The sequence below is a fragment of the Pseudomonas sp. Leaf15 genome (assembly GCF_001421425.1).
GTDB lineage: Bacteria > Pseudomonadota > Gammaproteobacteria > Pseudomonadales > Pseudomonadaceae > Aquipseudomonas > Aquipseudomonas salomonii.
In genome coordinates, this window is sequence record NZ_LMKI01000004.1 from 151,959 (window position 1) to 170,630 (window position 18,672).

Genomic DNA, 18,672 nt, shown 5'->3' on the forward strand with positions numbered 1-18,672 from the left:
CTGCGAGGACCGAACATGATCGATGTGGTGGTGGTATCCCGTAATAACGAAGCCCAGGACATTTGCAGCTATGAACTGGCCAGGGTCGATGGCCAGCCGCTGCCCGCCTTCAGTGCCGGCGCGCACATTGACGTGCATCTGCCGGACGGGCTGGTGCGCCAGTATTCGCTGTGCAATCACCCCGAGGAGCGTCATCGCTATTTGATCGGCGTACTCAACGACCCGGCTTCTCGCGGCGGCTCGCGCAGCTTGCACGAGCAGGTACACGAGGGCGCCCACCTGACGATCAGCGAACCACGCAACCTATTCCCCCTGGCCCACGAAGCACGACGCAGCCTGCTGTTCGCCGGCGGCATCGGCATCACCCCGATCCTGTGCATGGCCGAGCGCCTGGCCCATGCAGGTGCCGACTTCGACCTGCATTATTGTGCCCGCGCCAGTGAACGTGCGGCGTTTGTACAGCGGCTAAAGGCGTCACCGTTTGCCGAGCGCGTGTTCCTGCATTTCGATGAGCAGCCCCACACAGCCCTCAAGACTGCCGAGGTGTTGGCTGCGCCCGCAAACGATGTGCACCTGTATGTCTGCGGCCCCGGCGGCTTCATGCAACACGTGCTCGACAGCGCGCGGGCGCAAGGCTGGCAGGAGGACTGCCTGCATCGCGAGTACTTCTCGGCGGCACCAGTGGACAACAGCCTCGACGGGAGCTTTTCAGTGAAGCTCGGCAGCAGCGGCCAGGTCTTCACGATCCCCGCCGACAAGACCGTAGTCCAGGTCCTGGAAAGCCAGGGCATCGAGATTGCCGTGTCCTGCGAACAAGGGATCTGCGGCACCTGCCTGACCCGTGTACTGGACGGCATCCCGGAGCACCGCGACCTGTTCCTCACCGAGCAGGAACAGGCGCTGAACGACCAGTTCACGCCCTGCTGCTCACGCTCGAAAACCCCACTGTTGGTGCTCGACATCTGAACTGTGTCACGACGCGGGCAAAATCACCTTCATGCGCGCGTCGGCGGTGGCTGAGCTGAAGATCTCGGCATAACGCAACGTCGCATTGGCGTGTTCGCGCATGATGGCTTCGGCGCGCGCGCCCTGGCGATTGACCAGGGCATCGAACACCGAGTGATGCTGCATGTGGGCATAGTTGAAGCGCCGATATTCACGAGCCATGTCCTCACGATCCACCGCCAGCGCGGTCACCGATGCGAAGGGCAGGTGATCATTGCGTGCCAGCGCATCGGTGATCGCCGGGTTGTGGCTGCACTCCACAATGACCTGGTGAAAGCGCATGTTCAGGTCGTGGTAAACCTCAAGGTCATCTTCGGTCACGTAGCCTTTGTCGAACAGTTGGTCGCCTTCCACCAGGCAGCGCTCCAGCGCCGCACGCGCCGCATCGGAAAGACCATGCTCGGCGGCTTGCCGCGCAGCCAGGCCTTCCAGCACACCGCGCACTTCGACGGCGCCGGCAATGTCACTGGGGCTGACCGACCGCACCTGATAGCCGCGCCCGCCAAACGGCACCAGCAGCCCTTCCTGCTCAAGGGTACGAAACGCCATGCGCACCGGCATGCGCGACACACCAAAGCGTTGCGCCGTAGGGGTTTCCATCAGGCGCTCCCCCGCCACCAACTCACCGTTGGCAATCATCTTGCGCAGTGCAACCAGCACCAATTGACCGGGCTTACTCATCCAGGCAACTTCCAGAACACGTGGCCTGCCATAGTACCGCAAGCATCCGATCCCGTCAGACGAACGCCAGCGCGGCGCGCGCGGCCTCTATGGCACCCAGGTGTTGCGCCAGCCGCGACGGCAGGTAATCGAAAAAGAACCCGGCGCTTTGCAGCTTGGCGGCACGCAATGGATCGTCTTCGGGCAATGCCCTGGAGACCCGCGCAGCCCGCGCCCAGGCAAAGGCCAGCAACGCCACGCCACAGAGCTGGAGGAAATCCGGCGCGGCCCGATAGGGGTATTCACTGTCTTCCTGCGCGCGTTCACGCACGGCGCTCACCACACTGGCCAGCGCGTCGCACAGGCTGCCCAATGCGCGGGAGAACCCTGCGCACTCGACAGACTGCACGCCCTGCCCGGCCTCGGCACGCAACTCGGCCAGCAGCAGGCCAAAGGCTCGACCTTCATCCCCCAGCACTTTGCGCAGCAACAGGTCATTGGCCTGGATCTCGTTACTGCCCTCGTAGATCATCGCGATGCGGCTGTCGCGCAGGGTTTGCTCGATGGCGAACTCGGTGACGTAGCCGTAACCGCCAAACACCTGCAACGCATTGCTGGCCTGACGAAAGCCCTGTTCGGTGAAAAACGCCTTGATGATGGGCGTCAGCAAAGGCGCCAACCGGGCGGCCGAGGCGTCCTGGCCATGCTCGGCCTGATCCAGCAGGTGCGCCGCCCAATAGCCGATGGCGCGCATGCCCTCGCTGGTGGTGCGCAGCTCCAGTAATACGCGGCGCATGGCCGGGTGATAACGGATCGGGTCAGCGGCCTGGGCCGCCACGTCTTCGGGCCTTGACGGTGCACGCATCTGCACACGCTCGGCAGCGTATTGCCGGGCATTCTGCCAAGCCGCCTCGACATGCCCCAGGCCTTGCAGGCCGACATGCAGGCGCGCCGAATTCATCATCACGAACATCGCCGTCAGGCCCTGATTGGCATCACCGATCAGCCAGCCTTGGGCGGCGTTGAATACCAGGGAGCAGGTGGCGCTGCCCTTGATGCCCATCTTGTGTTCGATACCGTCGCAATGCACACCATTGGCTCGGCCATCGTCCAGCTGCCTGGGCACCAGGAACAGTGAAATGCCGCGGCTGCCCGGCGGCGCATCGGGCAGGCGCGCCAGCACCAGGTGCAGGATATTGGCCGTGAGGTCGTGCTCACCGCCGGAGATAAACAGCTTGCTGCCGCTCAAGCGATAGCTGCCATCCGCCTGGGGTTCAGCGCGACAGCGCAGCAAACCGACATCGCTGCCAGCCTGGGACTCAGTCAGGCACATGGTGGGCAACGCCTGGCCACTGACAATCTCCGGCAAGTAGCGTGCCTGCAGCCAAGGCGCGGCGTGAGTTTTGAGGCACAGGTAGGCGCCGTGGGCGATCCCGGTGTACATGGCCCAGGCATGGTTGCTGGCATAGAGCATCTCTTGCAGCGCCGCGTCGAGCAGTTGCGGCAAGCCCTGCCCGCCCTGCTCTTGGGAGCACGCCAGCGCCGGCCAGCCACCCTCAACGTAAGCACGATAGGCCTCGACGAAGCCGTCCGGGGTGCTGACCTGACCCGCCTGCCAGCGGCAGCCCTGGCGATCACCGTGGCTGTTCAACGGCGCCAGCACGCCCTGGCTGAAGCGTGCCGCCTCCTCCAATACTTGTAATGCCAGCGGCAGGTCGAGGGCCTCGAACGCCGGGTTGCGCCGCCAGCTGTCGGGCGCCTGCAACCAGTGTTTGAGGACAAATTGCATATCGCGCAGGGGCGCCTCATAGCTCCACATCGGGACACCTCATCGACTAAAAAAGAATCACGCACTCAAGCGCGAAAAGCAGGGTTCTCGATCAGCAGCGCCATGCCCTGCCCGCCGCCCACACACGCCGCGGCAATCCCGTAGCGCAGGTTGTGCTGACGCAGTTGTCGGGCCAGGGACATGACCAGGCGCAGGCCAGTGGCAGCCAGTGGATGCCCGAGTGCCAGCGAGCCGCCCTGGACGTTGAGCCGGGTGCTGTCCAGCTCAAGTTCATGGGCCACCGCCAGCACTTGGGCGGCCTGGGCTTCGTTGATCTCGAAGCGGCCGATGTCTTCCAGATTCAACCCGCTGCGTTGCAGCAGCAGACGAATCGCCGGCGCCGGGCCGATGCCCATGAACTCTGGGGCCACGCCGACCACTGCGCTGGCCAGCAACCGCGCCAGGGCGGGCCGCGTGCAGGCCGAGGCGCGGCCCACCAACGCCGCCGCCGCGCCATCCACCACGGCACAACTGTTGCCGGCGGTTTGCACGCCGCCGAGATGCACGGCGCGCAAGCGTGTCAGGCTTGCAAGGTCGGTGGACCGAGGGTGGCTGTCCTCACTGACGGCACCGGCCCGACGCCCCAGACTGATGCCTCGGGGCTGGTATCCCTCAAGCTCGAATACCTGGTTATCGACCGCCACCACCTCGTCAACCCAAGCGCCGTCACGCTGCGCCTGCAACGCTCGCTGGTGGCTGGCGCAGGCGTAGCGGTCCACCGCCTCGCGGCTAAGGCCATAACGGCGCGCCAGGTTGTCGGCGGTGGCGATCATATCCAGGCCCGGTGCCGGGTCGTACAAGGCTTCCCACAGAAAATCCTTGAACTGGACCTCGCCGCCAAGACGAAATCCGCCCCTGTGGGTGTAAGCCGCGATGGGGTTGCGCGACATGGATTCACTGGCCACACACAAGGCCAGTTGCACGCCGTCCCGCAGTTGCCCGGCAGCCTGGCGCAACAGTTCGAAACCGGTGGCGCAGATGCGCTGCACCCCCAGTGCCGGGACCGCTTGCGCCACCCCGCTGTACAAGCCGATATGCCGTGGCAGCAAGTAGGCATCGAAACTGGCCTGGGCCATGGAGCCGGCCAGAACGCTGTCCACCGCCTGCGGTTCAATACCGGCCCGGGCCATGACCTCACGGCCAACCTTGATCCCCAGGTCGATGGGTGAAACCTGAGACAGTGCTCCACCCAGGTCAATCCAGGGGGTGCGCACGGCCTCGAGAATCGCCACATCGACAAATGCCGAATACTGCCCGTTCAAGGTTTCGGCTCGGCGCGCAGGATCGTTGCCTCTTCGCCGCGATACAACGCCTCGACCTTGGCCGCGCGCCATTGCAGCACGGCGCGCTGGTTGATCGAACCTTTGTCGGTGATTTCCCCACGGTCGATGGACGCCGGCTCGTCGAGCAGGGCAATCCATTCCAGGCGGCTGGCATTGCCGGTGGCCTCGCGATTGAGGCGCTGCAACCAGTCGCCGAACCACTGGCGCACCGGCGCGCTGCCGAGCACGTCGGCGTCGCTGGCGGCGGCGTCCAGGCCCGCCAGCCGACGGCATTCGTAGAGCCTGGGGAACACCAGTGCTCCGAGGCACTCGCGATCGGGCGCGGTAATCACCAGGTCCTGCACATAGGGCGAGCCGTCGAGCACCGCGCGATTGCGCAACGGACCCACGCTGACAAACACCCCGGAAGAGAGCTTGAAATCCTCGGCAATTCGCCCATCGAACATCAGGCCCAGTTGCGGCTGCCGAGGGTCGGCGAGCTTGATCGCGTCTCCTGAACAGTAGAACCCCTGCTCATCGAACACCTCGGCGGTTTGCTGGGGCGCCCGCCAGTAACCCGGCATGATATGCGGCCCGCGAAAGCGCCCTTCGAACTTGCCGTCCACCGGCACCAGGCGCACCTCGCAGCCCGGCGCGGGCAAACCGATATAGCCGGCCATGGACAGCGGCCCGGTGGTGAAGGTGCAGGACGGCGCGGCTTCGGTCATGCCCAGCCCGGCCATCATGCGAATGCGTTCACCGCAGTGCTGTTCGGCTACGCGATCGAGGCGATCCCAGATACTTTGGGACAGGCCGGCGGCGGCGAAGAAGAACAGTTTCATCCGCGCAAAAAAACGCTCGCGCAACTCGGCGTCCTGTTCCAGGGCGTTGACCAGCTCTTCCCAGCCCTTGGGGACCGTCAGGTAAGCCGTGGGCGAAATTTCCTTGAGGTTACGCAAGGTCTGGGCAACCCCCTGGACCGTGGGCTTGCCGTCGTCCAGATAAAAGGTGCCACCGTTGTAGAGCACAATGCCGACGTTGTGGCTGCCGCCAAAGGTGTGATTCCACGGCAGCCAGTCCACCAGCACCGGCGGTTCCTCACCGAACACCGGAAACGTCTGCAGCAGCATCTGCTGGTTGGCGCAGAGCATGCGCTGGGTGGTGATCACGGCCTTGGGCAATTTGGTCGAGCCCGAGGTGAAGAGAAACTTGGCGATGCTGTCGGGACCGGTAGCGTTGAAGGCTTGCTCGGCCTCCGCGCCCCCCGGCGTGTGCAGCAGGCTGGCGAAGCTTATCTGGCTGCGCCCGGGCACTTGGCCGCGCACGCAGATCAACGGGGTTTCGGCCGGCAATACGGCCTCGATCGCACGCTGGTAGGCCGCCGCATCGCTGACGAACACCAGCCCGGGTTGCAGCAAGTCACAGACATGCCGCAGCTTGGCGAAATCCTGGGACAACAACGCGTACGCCGGCGAGACCGGGCAGTACGGAATACCGGCGTACATGGCGCCGAGGGCAACCTGCAAATGCTCGATGTCGTTGCCGGACAGCAAGGCCAGCGGCTTGTCCGCCGACAGCCCGTAGCTGATCAGGCTCTGGGCAATCGCGCGCACGCTGTCGAGCATTTCGCGGTAGCTGACACGACGCCAATCACCACCGGCCTGGCGTGCCGCGATAAACGTCTGCTCGGGCCGCACCCGAGCCCAGTGCACCAGGCGATCGAGCAAGCGCGCCGGTAACTCGGCCAGGGGTTCCAGGGAGCGCATGTGCAACACGCCGTGTTCTTCAGTGACCGCCACCGGTGCGTGGCCGATGGAGACCTCGCGGTATCGCGGTGCGGGCTGGGGTTGCGGTCGGAATTCGGAACTCACAAGGATGTCCTCCAGCAAGGCGGATCACAGCCGCCTTGTTATTGTTATGTCGCGGCAACTGCTCAGATCGGGTAATGCCGTGGCCCGTTCTGCAAGGTCACCCAGCGCAATTGCGTGAAGTGCTCAATGGACGCCTTGCCACCAAAGCTGCCGTACCCACTGGACTTGACCCCACCAAACGGCATCTGCGCCTCGTCATGCACGGTCGGGCCGTTGATATGGCAAATGCCCGACTCGACCCTTTGCGCCAGGGCCAATGCACGCCCGGTGTCGCGACTGAAGATCGCCGCCGACAGGCCGAACTCGGAATCGTTGGCCAGGCGCAACAAGGCTTCATCACCCTCACCACGCAGCAGGACGGCCACCGGGCCGAAGGACTCTTCGCGGTACAGGCGCATGTGTTCGGTGACGCCATCGATCAGGGTCGGCTGCAGGATGCTGCCCTCCAGTTGGCCGCCCACCACCAGCCGCGCGCCCTTGGCCAGGGCATCGTCGATCAGGGCCTTGATGCGTGTGCCGGCGCTGGCGTCCACCAGGGAACCGAGCACCGAATCCGACGCCACGGGGTCACCCGCACGCAGGGTCGCGACCTTGGCCGCCAGCTTGGCGGTGAACGCATCGGCGACCCTGGCATCGACAATCAGGCGTTCGGTGGACATGCAAATCTGGCCCTGGTTGAAATAGGCGCCAAAGGCCGCCGCCGCCACAGCCGCGTCAAGATCGGCATCGTCGAGCACCAGCAACGGCGCCTTGCCACCCAGTTCCAGCAACGCCGGCTTGAGGTGACGCGCCGAGAGCTCGCCGACAATCCGCCCGACATGGGTCGAGCCGGTGAAGTTGACCCGCCGCACGGCCGGGTTGGCGATCAACCGCTCGACAATCGCGGCGGCATCCGCCGGGGCATTGCTGATGACGTTGACCACGCCATCGCCCAGGCCGGCGTCCTGCAATACCTGGCCGATCAGGCGGTGCACTGCCGGGCTCAGCTCCGAGGCCTTGAGCACCACGGTGTTTCCGCAGGCCAGCGGCATGGCGATGGCGCGCGTGGCGAGGATCACCGGAGCGTTCCACGGCGCGATGCCCAGCACCACACCGCAAGGCTGGCGCAAGGCCATGGCGAAACTGCCGGGAACATCGGAGGGGATCACCTCCCCCGTAATCTGGGTGGTCATCGACGCCGCTTCGCGCAGCATATTGGCCGCCAGACGCACGTTGAAGCCATACCAGTTGGCCATGGCGCCGGTCTCGCCGGCGGCGGCGATGAATTCGCTGCTGCGCGCCTGCAATTGCTCGGCAGCGTTGAGCAAGCGGGTGCGGCGTTCGTTGGGCGCCAGCGCCGCCCACGCGGGGAACGCGGCGTGGGCGGCGGCGACCGCGGCGTCGGCATCTTCCAGGGTCGCCGCAGCCACCCGCGAGACCACTTCACCGGTCACCGGGTTGCGACGTTCGAAGGTTCGACCGTCACGGGCGGGGCACGACTGGCCGCCGATCAACAGTGGCACGTCCAGCATGGTGATTCCTCTTTATTGTCTTTATCGGGAATACGTTCAAGCAGGGTACAACGGCGCGGCCAGGCGGCCGCGCCCTTCAGCGTTTATAGGCCTGCAAGCCAGGCTTGATGCTCTTGTCGTCAAGGAACTGTTTCATGCCCTGCTCGCGACCGCCTTCGGTGTCGAGCAGGCGCGACTGGTCGAGCTTGGCGTAGAGGTAATCCTCGTTCTGCTCCCAGGTCAGTTCGCGGCAGCGCTTGAAGCCATGCTTGGCGGCACGCAGCACCACCGGGTTTTTCTCCAGCAGGTTGCGCGCCAGTTCGATGGTCACTTCGCGCAGTTGAGCCAGGGGCACGCTTTCGTTGACCAGGCCCATTTGCGCAGCTTTCTGCCCGCCAAAGGTCTTGCCGGTCATGATGTAGTACAGCGATTGACGATGGCCCACGGTGTCGGCCATGGCCTTGCTCACCAGGTTGCCCGGCGGGATGCCCCAGTTGATTTCCGAGAGGCCGAAGGTCGCTTCGTCGGCGCAGATCGCCAGGTCGCACGCCACCAGCGGGCTGAAGCCACCGCCGAAGCACCAGCCATTGACCATGGCGATGGTCGGCTTGGCGTACATGCGCAGCAGTTTCCATTGCCATTGCGAGGCTTCGCGGCGGATTTTTTCCTGGAGGATTTCCGGGCCGGCATCCACTTCACGGAAGTACTCCTTGAGGTCCATGCCCGCCGTCCAGGCTTCGCCCGCTCCGGTGAGGACCAGCACGCCGGCGGCAGGGTCCTGCTCAAGGGTTTCCAGGACGTCGATCATTTCCCGGTTCAGGGTCGGGCTCATGGCGTTGCGTTTTTCCGGACGATTGAGAATGACCCAGGCAATGCCTTCTTCGATCTCAACCTTGACTGTGGTCCAACGGCCTTCGTAATTGCTCATGGCGGTACGCTCTTGTTCTGGGTGTGAAGATGATTCGAAATTAAACCGCGAATATAGTTATGTCAATTAACTATTAATCTGAATAACCAATATTTTTCCTGCTTAAAACCCACGCGTTGCAGGCGCTATGAAAACCCGGCATAGCCATAGCGCGCCAACACCGGCAAACTAGATAGCCTTATTAACCTGCACCTTTTGAGGATTGCACTGCCAATGGCCAAGCCTTCCAACATCGCCACCGCCAGCCAGGCCCTGCCCGACAACGACGAGGTACGGCCGCCGCTGGATTCAGCCCTGGACGATCTGATCGGTTACGCCATGCGCCGCGCCCAGCTCAAGCTGTTCCAGAACCTGATCGGCCGGTTGTCGGACCACGACTTGCGCCCGGCGCAGTTCTCGGCCCTGGCGATCATCGAGCAGAACCCCGGGCTGATGCAGGCCGACCTGGCTCGCGCCCTGGCCATCGAACCGCCCCAGGTGGTGCCGTTGCTGAACAAGCTGGAAAGCCGCGCTCTGGCCGTGCGGGTACGCTGCAAACCGGACAAGCGCTCCTACGGGATCTTCCTCAGCAAGAGCGGCGAAACCCTGCTCAAGGAACTCAAGGCGATCGCCGCCCAGAGTGACCTCGACGCCACGGCCGCCCTCGACGGCCAGGAACGTGAAGAGCTGCTGCGCTTGCTGAAGAAGGTCTACCAGGACTGATCGGCCTACCAGAGCGCCACGGTGTAGAGCACCAGGAAACGGGTCTGGTTTTCATCGCGAAAGGCCGCGCCGCTCGGGAAGTCATTGCGGTAGATCGACTTGCGCGCCATGAACCCGACGTTCTTCAGCGGACCGCTCTGAATCACATACCCGAGTTCCATCTGGAACTCGCGCTCCTTGCGATCCTCGGCGTTCAACGCGGCCAGTTCGATGTGGTCGCCACGCACATAGCGCAGCCGAGTCTTCAGCCCCGGCACACCCGATGCTGCGAAGTCATAGTCGTAGATGGCTTGCCAGGTGCGCTCCTTGGCGTTGAGAAAGTCCGAGCTCATGGTCAGTTCGCTCATGCCCATCAACTCCGTTCCCGAGATATAGGGCGTGGCCGTCTCCCCGCTTGAGTGCATGTAGCCAAGGCTGACGCGATGACCGCCCAGGCGATAGCCAAACAACGCCGAGAGGTTGCGGTTATCCACCTTGCCTGCCTTGGCACTGCCATCCTCACGGCTGAAAAAACTGCGCAGGTCGCTGCTGAGCACGCCTTCGCCCACCGGCAGGTTGTGCAGCAGCGCCAGGGTGTCCTGCTGGTAGAGGTCGGCGATCTGCGAGTGATAGGCGCGCAGGCTGAGGTCTTTGTTGACCTGGTAATCACCGCCGACGTAAGCCAGGTGCGAGGTGGTGGCGGTGGCGTTGAAGCGCCGGTTGGGCGAGGCGATGGTCATGGCCTGGTAGTCGGTGGAGTCGCGTTTGTTGATGCGGTCGATATAGCCCGTGTTGAGGGTCAGGCCATCGATGTCCTTGGAGCTCAAAGTGGTGCCGCGAAAGGTTTGCGGCAGCAGCCGCGACGGACTGGCAAAGGCAAACGGCAGGAAGATCGACACATCGCCGGCCTTGACCGTGGTTTGGGCGAACCGCAGTTTGGCGGTTGGGGCCAGCCGCGAGTACTCGTCGGCGGCGCGCTTGTCGCTGGCCGACACCGGCAACAACTCGGTACCGCTGCGGTCCGGCGAAGAGTCGAGCTTGACCCCCATCAACCCGCGTACATCCAGGCCAAAGCCCACCAGGCCAGGGGTGTAACCCGATTCCAGGTTGAGGATAAACGCCTGGGCCCATTCCCGTGCGGCGGTCTTCGCACCGTCGTCCTTGTAGTCACGGTCCAGGTAGTAATTGCGCAAGGTCAGGGTGCCGTGGCTGTCGTCGATAAAGCCAGCAGCCCACAGCGAACCGGGCAGCACGCTCAAGGCCAGCAATGCCATCAGCCGGCGTGGAGTGGTGTTCGACACACAGGCGACGGACGCCGCGGCAACGGCGTCCTCCATAGGGAGTTCTGGCATGTTCGATGTCCATTTTTGTTGTTGTTATTGGGTTGGCACACGCGCGGCCCTGTCAGCCTCGCGAGCCAAGAATGGAAACAGCCGACGGTACTCGTCAACCGCAAATGACCGATAATCGAACATTAATAAAGCTATCTATTTTTCAGACACGAACAAACAAGCATCTCAATCGATTGAATTTAATGTCTTTATTCTGTTTTTTTACTGATCTTATTCCACGATTCATTTTTTAGTTATATTTGTTATCTTAATCCTCAGCAGCCACTCAAGCTCGCCACCACAACAAAAACAACAATGAGGTTTGCCATGGACAGTCCATCGCGTCGTTCGACGCTGACTATTGCGTTGTGCTTTATCGTTGCGCTGATCGAAGGGTTCGATCTGCAAGCCGCCGGCACCGCCGCCGCCGGGTTACGTCAGACCTTCGCCCTGGATCCGAAGATGCTCGGCTGGGTGTTCAGCGTCGGCATCATCGGCCTGCTGCCGGGGGCGTTCTTCGGGGGCTGGGTTGCCGACCGGATCGGGCGCAAAAAAATCCTGGTCAGCGCCGTGCTGCTGTTCGGGTTGTTTTCCCTGAGCACCGCATTTGTCGAGAGCTACTCAAGCTTGTTGCTGGTGCGTTTTCTCACCGGCCTGGGCCTGGGCGCCGCGTTGCCCAACCTGATCGCGCTGTGCGCCGAAGCGGTGAGCGAACGCAACCGTGGCACGGCCATCAGCGTGATGTACTGCGGGGTGCCACTGGGCGGTGCATTGGCCGCGCTGGTGGCGATGTTTTCCAGTGAGCACTGGCAGACCACGTTTATTATCGGCGGCCTGGCGCCCTTGCTGGCCGTGCCGTTGATGATCCTGCTGCTGCCTGAATCCAGTGCCTTTCGCCAACAGTTCGACACCACCCACGGCGCTCGCCCTTCCACCGGCCAGGCGCTGTTCGGCGACGGTCGCGCACGTACCACGCTGGCCTTGTGGCTCAGCTACTTTTTCACCCTGACCGTGATGTACATGCTGCTTAACTGGCTGCCGTCGCTGTTGCTGGAACAGGGTTTCAGCAAACCCCAGGCGGGCATGGTGCAGATGCTCTTCAATATCGGCGGCGCTCTGGGTTCACTGCTCGGCGGCGTGCTGCTGGACCGCTGTAATGCCGTCAAAGTGGTGCTGTCGGTGTATGCCGGATTGCTCGCGGCGTTGGCCGGGGTCGGGTTATCGGTGGGCATCGTGCCCATGGCCATCGCCGGTTTTGCCGCCGGCTTGTTCGTGATGGCTGCGCAATTGGTGCTGTACGCCTCGGCACCGCCCTCCTATCCCACCTCGGTGCGTGCCACCGGCGTCGGTGCTGCCGTGGCCGTTGGCCGCCTGGGTTCGGTGGCCGGGCCGCTGGCGGCCGGGCAACTCCTCGCGGCCGGCGCCGGCACCGCGGGGGTACTGCTGGCGACGTCCCCCGGGGTGGTGATTGCCGCACTGACCATCATCAGCGTGATGGTGCGTACCGCGCCTGCTAGAACTTATGCAGCCAGTTGAGCACCAGTTTGTTGCCCTCGGTGCGGTTCTGCGCCTGCTGTTCAAAGTAGGCGTTTACCGATAGCACCTCTTCCTTGCTGAACGCATAGACCAGGCCTGGGCCAATGGCCCAGACCTTTTCCCGGCGCCCGCTCACGGTGTGCCCATCGACCTGGGTGTCGGTGATCTGCTTCAACCAATAGCCGTTCAGCCCCACGCTCAGTTGCTGGCTCAAGGCATATTGCAGCGTCAGGTTGGCATGCAATGCCTGGCCGGCCTGGGTATCGGAAACATCCCCGAAACCTGCCTGCGGATCATCATTCTTGCCATTCCACAGGTACATGAAACGCCCGCTCGCCGACCATTTCGGGCTGAACCAGTACGTCGCCGCGTAATACGGGTTGAATGACCAGAAGTTGCTGCCGGGGTTGATCGAGCGCTTGCGGTCATAGGCGCCTACCGGGATCGAGACATCAGCCTCCACACGCTGGGTCAACAGCGGGCTGCCATCGGCGCGGTTCAGGGTTGGCAGCTGCAGGAAGGCACCCACCGTCAGGTCACCGAAGCCGGCACGGGAGCTCAGCGCCGCATTGTTCAACCCATCGTCGACATTTACATGGGCCAGGGAGGTGTTGATCAAGGTGAAGCCGGGCATCGCGCCATTGGCCAGGGGTTGGCCGACGTAGATGATCTGCGTGGTGGGCGCCACCACTTCCACATCCTGCCTGGGCAACGCCAGCTTGTTGCCGTGGGCATCGTTGAAACGGCTCGCTCGGGAGTACGTCAGGTATTCCTCCAGGTACCAGCCAGGCCCCGCCGGTGCTGGCGAGCCGTCGTAGAAACTGGTGGTGCCGAGGTTGAGTCCGGGCAGGTCGTAAGCATGTGCAGTCGATGTCAGTGCGACAAATGTCGTGGCCGCAACCGTCCGCAAGATAGGCTTGAGCATCTTGTATGTCCTGTATTTTTGTTGTTGTTCAAGACTCCCGGCACGAGGGGCCGCACCGGGATTTATCGCGGTGGCAGGCCCTACACGTAGGTGGCGGCCAAACCGCCATCCACCGGCAGATTGACCCCGTTGACCCAGCGCGCAGCATCCGAGCAGAGGAAGGCAATCACCGCCGCCACCTCATCGGCCAGGGCTGGACGGGTCATGCGCTGGCTGTCCTCGGCCACCCGCTGCGGCCCGAGCATGCTGACGAAATCGCCGAGAATCGGGGTAAACACCGGCCCTGGCGCCACGCAGTTGATACGCACCGAGTGATCGCGAAACCAGCCCTGGGATTGTTGGAAGCTCCACACGATCAGCGCCTCCTTGAAGTATTGATAACAGCTGGCCTGCTCCACCGGATTGGCCGCCAGCCACTGCTGCCCGGCCTCGAAGCTGTGTGTCGCGGCCAGCGCCTTGTGCAGCTCCAGCCGTTGCGGCCATTGCGCGCCAAGCACCGAGGCGACATTGACGATGCTGCCGCCCGCCGGCATGCGTGGCAGCAACGATTGAGTCAGGTGCCGCAGCCCCAGGTAATTGACCGTGGCCACCGCTTGCACGGGCGCCGTACCGGGCACCCCGGCGATGTTGCACAGCCCGTGGACCCGTGCGGGCAGGCGCGCCACCAGTGCATCAATGCTGGCAGGGTCACCCAGGTCAGCCTGGAAGAAGCCATCCAGGGTCAGTTGCGGTTCATGGCGATCCACACCGATCACCGTGGCACCCTGGAAACGCGCGAGCCGCGCCAGTTCGGCGCCAATGCCGGAAGCGACGCCAGTGACAACCAGGGTTTTGTTGTGCAGGTTCATGTTCAAGCCCTCTTATTTTTGTATAGGCATGGGTGTATCAAAGCGATGCGCCAGGCCCCGGAACGGCCACGGCTCAGAATGGATAGACAGGCGGCGTATTTTTCACCGTGACCCACTGCCACTGGCTGTACTCGTCCCAGTCGGCCGGCCCGCCGACGCTGCCGCCGTTGCCGGAGGCACCGCGTCCGCCGAACGGGTTGATGCATTCGTCGGCCACGGTCTGGTCGTTGATGTGCAGCAGGCCGCAGTCCAGCCGCTCACCGATGGCCATGGCGCGCCCCACCGACGGCGAGATGATGGCGGCCGAAAGGCCGTACTCCGTGCGGTTGGCCAGTTCGATCGCTTCCTCGTCGGTGGAGAAACTGACCACCGTGGCCACCGGGCCGAACAGCTCTTCCTCAAAGGCGCGCATGCCCGGACGTACGCCACTGAGCACGGTGGGCTGGTAGAACAACCGGTCATAGTCGCCGCCCGCCTCCAGCCGTGCGCCGGCCTGCAGGCTGTCACTGACGATCTCGTGCACGCGCTGCAGTTGCCGTTGGTTGATCAACGGGCCGAGCGCCGCTTCACCCTGGGCAGCATTGCCCACAGTCAGCGCCCGGGCCTTGTCCACCAGCTTGCGGGTGAGGCTTTCGGCGATGGATTGATGCACGAGAATCAGCCCGGTCGCCATGCAGATTTGCCCCTGATGCAGCCAGGCGCCCCAGGCTGCATTGCTCGCGGCCAGGTCGAGGTCAGCGTCTTCGAGAATGATCAGCGGGTTTTTCCCGCCCAGCTCCAGTGCAACCTTTTTCAGGTGTCGACCGGCCACTTCAGCGACTTTGCGCCCAGCCGCCGTGGACCCGGTGAACGCAATCATCCGCACATTCGGATCGCGGCACAGCGCTTCCCCCGCCGGCGCCGCGCCGGGCAGCACCTGCAGCAGGCCCTTGGGCAAGCCCGCCTCTTCGAACAACCGGGCAATGAGAAAGCCCCCGCTGACCGGGGTCTGTGGGTCGGGTTTGAGCACCACTGCATTGCCCGCCGCCAGCGCCGGGGCCACTGAACGCAGTGACAGCACCAGCGGGAAGTTGAACGGTGAAATCACCCCGACCACGCCGTGGGGCTGGCGCCGTGCATAGGACAGTCGGCCTGCTGCACTGGGCAGCACCACCCCGTGAGGTTGGGACAACAGCCCCGCCGCCTGATGCAGCAGCACAATCGCTTCACGCACTTCGTGCTCGCCCTTGAACAACGCGCCCCCGGTTTCCCGGGCGACATACAGCGCCAGCTCGGCGAAGGACCGCTGGGCCAGGTCCGCCGCTGTGCGAAATACCTCGGCGCGCTCCCGTGGGCCCAACGCCGCCCAGGCTGGCTGCGCCAGGGCCGCGCTGCGGCAGGCGATGGCGATGTCGGCCGCGTTGGCCATGGCGCAGCGCATCAGGGGTTCGCCGGTGGCGGGTTCAATCACGTCAATCACAGATCCCGACACGGGAATCCAGTCGCCGTTGAACAGGCATTCGGACGCGATGGCCCGCTGTAGAAAGGGGGTGGTTTCAGACACTGGCATTGGCAACTCCGGTTCTTGTAATTGTCATCGTCTGCACAGGGTGCAAACGCCGCATCAAGCCTTGAGCAAAGGCTGTGCCGCTTGCACGCAACGGCGCGTACATAAACCGGCGAGGGCTCTGGGTCGGGGCCTGCCACGCAGGGTTCACACGCCTGGGGGTGTTCACCCGCAAAAAACCCGGGCTCTGCCACTTGTTCAATTGATAAGGTTATGTTTTATAACTATCTGAGCAGTTGCTCATATCGATCACTCGCTTTGCAGGGGCATAACAATGACTAATCCCCACAGCGCGCTGCCCGACGACCGGGTGGCCACCGCGCCCAACCCTTCGCGCGGCGACAGTCGCCAACTCAGTGACAGCAGCTCGCCCACCACGGCGGAACTGGCCGACTGCCTGTTCTTTTCCCCTGAAGACGGGCGCATCTGGCTCAACGATCAACGCATGTTGTTGCTGCACAGTTCGTCGTTTGGCGCCCTGCGCGCCGAGGTTATCGAGCGCCTGGGACTGGACCAGGCCCGAGGCCTGTTCACCCGCACCGGTTATGCCTCCGGCGCACGGGATGCGCGCTTGATCCGCGAGCGCTGGCCACAGGCCGATGCCGCCGCAGTGTTTCGCGCCGGGACTCACCTGCACACGCTGGAAGGCATGACCAAGGTCGAACCGCTGCACTTCAAGTTCGATGCCGACTCGGGGTTCTATGAAGGGGAATTTCTCTGGCACCACTCGTGCGAAGCCGATGAACATGTGGGGACCTACGGCATCGGTCAGGACCCGGTGTGCTGGACCGAAACCGGCTACGCCATCGGCTTCGTCAGTGGTCTCTTCGGGCAAATGGTGATTTTCCGCGAAGTGGAATGCCGTGGCATGGGCCATCGCCGTTGCCGCGTGATTGGCAAGACGGCCGAGCAATGGGGTGATGTCGAGCAGGACCTGCGCTACCTGAATGTGTCCCAGGCCGTCACTGGCCCTGCTACCCCCGCGCTCGCAGGCCCCGTAGCCAGCAGTGGCGGAACCCGCCAGCCGCAACCGTTGGTGGGCGCCAGTGCCGCGTTCAACGCGGCGATGCAAGCGCTGCAAAGAGTGGCACTGACGCCCGCGACGGTGCTGATCAGCGGTGAGTCCGGCGTGGGCAAGGAGATGTTTGCGCGCCAGTTGCACCAGCTCAGTCGTCGCCATGACAGCCCGTTTGTGGCACTCAATTGCGCCGCCATCCCGGATAACCTGGTGGAGGCCGAACTCTTCGGTGTCGAACGCGGCGCCTATACCGGCGCGACGCACTCGCGCCCCGGGCGGTTCGAACGGGCCCAGGGTGGCACCTTGTTCCTGGATGAAATCACCAGCCTCAGCCTGCCGGGGCAAAGCAAGTTGCTGCGAGCCTTGCAGGAACGGGAAATCGAACGGGTCGGCGGGGTGCGCGGGATCAAGGTGGATGTGCGCGTAGTGGCCGCCACCAATATCGACCTGCGCAAAGCCGTGGCAGACGGAAGTTTTCGCGAAGACCTGTTCTACCGGCTGAACGTATACCCCATCGCCCTGCCCCCGCTGCGTGAACGCCGGGACGACATCCCGCTGCTGATCAATGCGTTCCTGACGCGCTTTTGCCAGGACTACGCCCGGACCCCGGCAGGCCTGACCATGCGCGCCCTGAAGACGTTGCTGCGCTACGACTTCGCGGGCAATGTGCGCGAGCTGCAAAACCTCATCGAGCGCGGCCTGATCGCCAGCGATGAAGGCCAGGCCATTGACCTGGTGCATCTGTTTCGCAACGAACCGATGCCCGCCGAGCCCTATGGCCTCGACGACCAGGGCGGCCTGTCAAATACCGCGCAGGCGCCGCGCTCCACGCTACTGGATACCCTCGACCCGTTGGACCAGGGGGTTTCCATCCAAGGCCTTGAATCGCGCCTGATCACTGAAGCGTTGCAACACAGCGCCGGCAACCTGGCCGCAGCCGCCAGGCTCGTGGGGCTCAGCCGTGCTCAATTTGCTTACCGTATGAAGAAGCACCAGCGGCAAACCCCTTGAGTGGCAATTAGTGCTTTAAAAGCTTTACCCAATTAAGTATTTTGCAGGGGTATGGGGCCGACACGCGCCCCTCTTTTTATTCGTGACAAGGATCTCCTGTGAGTGGACTGCGTGAACGTCAGAAAGCCGAGCGCCGGCAAGCTATCAGTAAAGCCGCGGTCGAACTGTTTGAGCGCCAGGGTTTCCAGAACACCACCATCGAACAGATCGCCAGCCAGGCCGGAGTGTCGCCGCCGACGGTGTTCAAGTACTTCGGCAACAAGCAGGAAATCATCCTGGAGATCCTGCACCACGCCGATCAACGCGCGATCAGCGACACCCGCAGCCTGATCCACCAAATAGACGACCCGGTCGAAGCGCTCTGCCACCTGGAACGCCTGCTCACGGGCTATGCCCTGGAAGTCATGCACCCCAGCCTGTGGCGTGAGCTGCTGCCGCTGATTCTGTTCGGCGGCAGCAATGGACTGCCCGAAGGCTACCGGGCCATGAACGATGCGCTCAGGGCCGAAATCAGCGAACTGCTGCGCGAGTTGCAACGGGCCGGCAAGCTGCGCCCGCAACTCGATGTGGAATTGGCCGCGTTCCTGTTGAATGACTATTCGCACCTGCAACTGTTCAGGCTGGTGAACCAGGAACACCCGGATATCGACGCGCACTCCCTGCAGGTCAGGCGTATCACCGAGCTGGTGTTTTACGGCATGCAGGCCTGATTGCCTCCCGAGTCGAGCCCGG

At 63.5% G+C, this 18,672-nt stretch carries 15 protein-coding genes; 5 read left to right on the forward strand and 10 right to left on the reverse strand.

Going from position 1 to position 18,672, the window contains the following annotated elements:
• Window positions 1-15 precede the first annotated feature (15 nt).
• On the forward strand, window positions 16-966 hold the full coding sequence (locus ASE80_RS05430) for a PDR/VanB family oxidoreductase (RefSeq protein ID WP_056857998.1): 951 nt from the start codon (window positions 16-18) through the stop codon (window positions 964-966).
• A gap of 6 nt (window positions 967-972) precedes the next feature.
• Here the strand turns inward: ASE80_RS05430 and ASE80_RS05435 are convergent, their stop codons facing one another.
• The 6 genes from ASE80_RS05435 to ASE80_RS05460 all read right to left on the reverse strand — a co-directional run bounded on the left by ASE80_RS05435 (window position 973) and on the right by ASE80_RS05460 (window position 9,044).
• Complete coding sequence (locus tag ASE80_RS05435) at window positions 973-1,686, reverse strand: GntR family transcriptional regulator (RefSeq protein ID WP_056857999.1); 714 nt, start codon at window positions 1,684-1,686, stop codon at window positions 973-975.
• 55 nt (window positions 1,687-1,741) lie between these two features.
• A complete protein-coding gene (locus ASE80_RS05440) occupies window positions 1,742-3,484 on the reverse strand; it encodes an acyl-CoA dehydrogenase (protein WP_056858000.1) in 1,743 nt (580 codons plus the stop codon).
• Between the two features lie 35 nt (window positions 3,485-3,519).
• Window positions 3,520-4,755, reverse strand: coding sequence for a thiolase family protein (locus tag ASE80_RS05445; protein ID WP_056858001.1), 1,236 nt, complete (start codon window positions 4,753-4,755; stop codon window positions 3,520-3,522).
• On the reverse strand, window positions 4,752-6,626 hold the full coding sequence (locus ASE80_RS05450) for a feruloyl-CoA synthase (protein ID WP_056858002.1): 1,875 nt from the start codon (window positions 6,624-6,626) through the stop codon (window positions 4,752-4,754). Before ASE80_RS05450 ends, ASE80_RS05445 begins: the two co-directional genes overlap by 4 nt.
• A gap of 62 nt (window positions 6,627-6,688) precedes the next feature.
• Window positions 6,689-8,137, reverse strand: coding sequence for an aldehyde dehydrogenase (locus ASE80_RS05455; RefSeq protein ID WP_056858003.1), 1,449 nt, complete (start codon window positions 8,135-8,137; stop codon window positions 6,689-6,691).
• 76 nt (window positions 8,138-8,213) lie between these two features.
• Window positions 8,214-9,044, reverse strand: a complete 831-nt coding sequence (locus ASE80_RS05460) for a p-hydroxycinnamoyl CoA hydratase/lyase (protein ID WP_017139056.1) — start codon at window positions 9,042-9,044, stop codon at window positions 8,214-8,216.
• 213 nt (window positions 9,045-9,257) lie between these two features.
• Here ASE80_RS05460 and ASE80_RS05465 point away from each other — a divergent pair, with 213 nt between their 5' ends.
• Window positions 9,258-9,746 carry a MarR family winged helix-turn-helix transcriptional regulator gene (locus tag ASE80_RS05465; protein WP_056858004.1) on the forward strand — a complete coding sequence of 163 codons (489 nt, stop codon included), beginning with the start codon at window positions 9,258-9,260 and terminating at the stop codon, window positions 9,744-9,746.
• A gap of 5 nt (window positions 9,747-9,751) precedes the next feature.
• On the opposite strand, the gene ASE80_RS05470 is transcribed toward ASE80_RS05465, so the two are convergent.
• A complete protein-coding gene (locus tag ASE80_RS05470; RefSeq protein ID WP_056858005.1) occupies window positions 9,752-11,077 on the reverse strand; it encodes an OprD family porin in 1,326 nt (441 codons plus the stop codon).
• Between the two features lie 306 nt (window positions 11,078-11,383).
• Between ASE80_RS05470 and mhpT the strand changes: the two genes are divergently transcribed.
• Window positions 11,384-12,592, forward strand: a complete 1,209-nt coding sequence (gene mhpT, locus ASE80_RS05475) for a 3-(3-hydroxy-phenyl)propionate transporter MhpT (protein ID WP_056858006.1) — start codon at window positions 11,384-11,386, stop codon at window positions 12,590-12,592.
• Here the strand turns inward: mhpT and ASE80_RS05480 are convergent.
• The 3 genes from ASE80_RS05480 to ASE80_RS05490 form a co-directional block, all read right to left on the reverse strand.
• Entirely contained in the window at window positions 12,570-13,517 is a 948-nt protein-coding gene (locus tag ASE80_RS05480) for a SphA family protein (protein ID WP_056858007.1), read from the reverse strand. The two genes, mhpT and ASE80_RS05480, sit on opposite strands and share 23 nt — an antisense overlap.
• An 80-nt stretch (window positions 13,518-13,597) precedes the next feature.
• The gene (locus ASE80_RS05485; RefSeq protein WP_056858008.1) at window positions 13,598-14,365 is read right to left on the reverse strand and encodes a coniferyl-alcohol dehydrogenase; all 768 of its coding nucleotides are present in this window, start codon (window positions 14,363-14,365) and stop codon (window positions 13,598-13,600) included.
• A gap of 73 nt (window positions 14,366-14,438) precedes the next feature.
• A complete protein-coding gene (locus ASE80_RS05490; protein ID WP_056858009.1) occupies window positions 14,439-15,914 on the reverse strand; it encodes a benzaldehyde dehydrogenase in 1,476 nt (491 codons plus the stop codon).
• Between the two features lie 271 nt (window positions 15,915-16,185).
• Between ASE80_RS05490 and ASE80_RS05495 the strand changes: the two genes are divergently transcribed.
• Entirely contained in the window at window positions 16,186-17,940 is a 1,755-nt protein-coding gene (locus tag ASE80_RS05495) for a sigma-54-dependent Fis family transcriptional regulator (protein ID WP_056858010.1), read from the forward strand.
• Between the two features lie 98 nt (window positions 17,941-18,038).
• Window positions 18,039-18,650 (forward strand): TetR/AcrR family transcriptional regulator, encoded by a 612-nt coding sequence (locus tag ASE80_RS05500; protein ID WP_056858011.1) that lies wholly within the window; start codon window positions 18,039-18,041, stop codon window positions 18,648-18,650.
• Window positions 18,651-18,672 lie beyond the last annotated feature (22 nt).

What these genes read in the sequence shown, in the direction of transcription:
- ASE80_RS05430 (WP_056857998.1), top strand. Translation starts at nt 16, where the DNA reads ATGATCGATGTGGTGGTGGTATCCCGTAATAACGAAGCCCAGGACATT.
- ASE80_RS05435 (WP_056857999.1), bottom strand. Translation starts at nt 1,686, where the DNA reads ATGAGTAAGCCCGGTCAATTGGTGCTGGTTGCACTGCGCAAGATGATT.
- ASE80_RS05440 (WP_056858000.1), bottom strand. Translation starts at nt 3,484, where the DNA reads ATGTGGAGCTATGAGGCGCCCCTGCGCGATATGCAATTTGTCCTCAAA.
- ASE80_RS05455 (WP_056858003.1), bottom strand. Translation starts at nt 8,137, where the DNA reads ATGCTGGACGTGCCACTGTTGATCGGCGGCCAGTCGTGCCCCGCCCGT.
- ASE80_RS05460 (WP_017139056.1), bottom strand. Translation starts at nt 9,044, where the DNA reads ATGAGCAATTACGAAGGCCGTTGGACCACAGTCAAGGTTGAGATCGAA.
- ASE80_RS05465 (WP_056858004.1), top strand. Translation starts at nt 9,258, where the DNA reads ATGGCCAAGCCTTCCAACATCGCCACCGCCAGCCAGGCCCTGCCCGAC.
- ASE80_RS05470 (WP_056858005.1), bottom strand. Translation starts at nt 11,077, where the DNA reads ATGCCAGAACTCCCTATGGAGGACGCCGTTGCCGCGGCGTCCGTCGCC.
- mhpT (WP_056858006.1), top strand. Translation starts at nt 11,384, where the DNA reads ATGGACAGTCCATCGCGTCGTTCGACGCTGACTATTGCGTTGTGCTTT.
- ASE80_RS05480 (WP_056858007.1), bottom strand. Translation starts at nt 13,517, where the DNA reads ATGCTCAAGCCTATCTTGCGGACGGTTGCGGCCACGACATTTGTCGCA.
- ASE80_RS05485 (WP_056858008.1), bottom strand. Translation starts at nt 14,365, where the DNA reads ATGAACCTGCACAACAAAACCCTGGTTGTCACTGGCGTCGCTTCCGGC.
- ASE80_RS05490 (WP_056858009.1), bottom strand. Translation starts at nt 15,914, where the DNA reads ATGCCAGTGTCTGAAACCACCCCCTTTCTACAGCGGGCCATCGCGTCC.
- ASE80_RS05495 (WP_056858010.1), top strand. Translation starts at nt 16,186, where the DNA reads ATGACTAATCCCCACAGCGCGCTGCCCGACGACCGGGTGGCCACCGCG.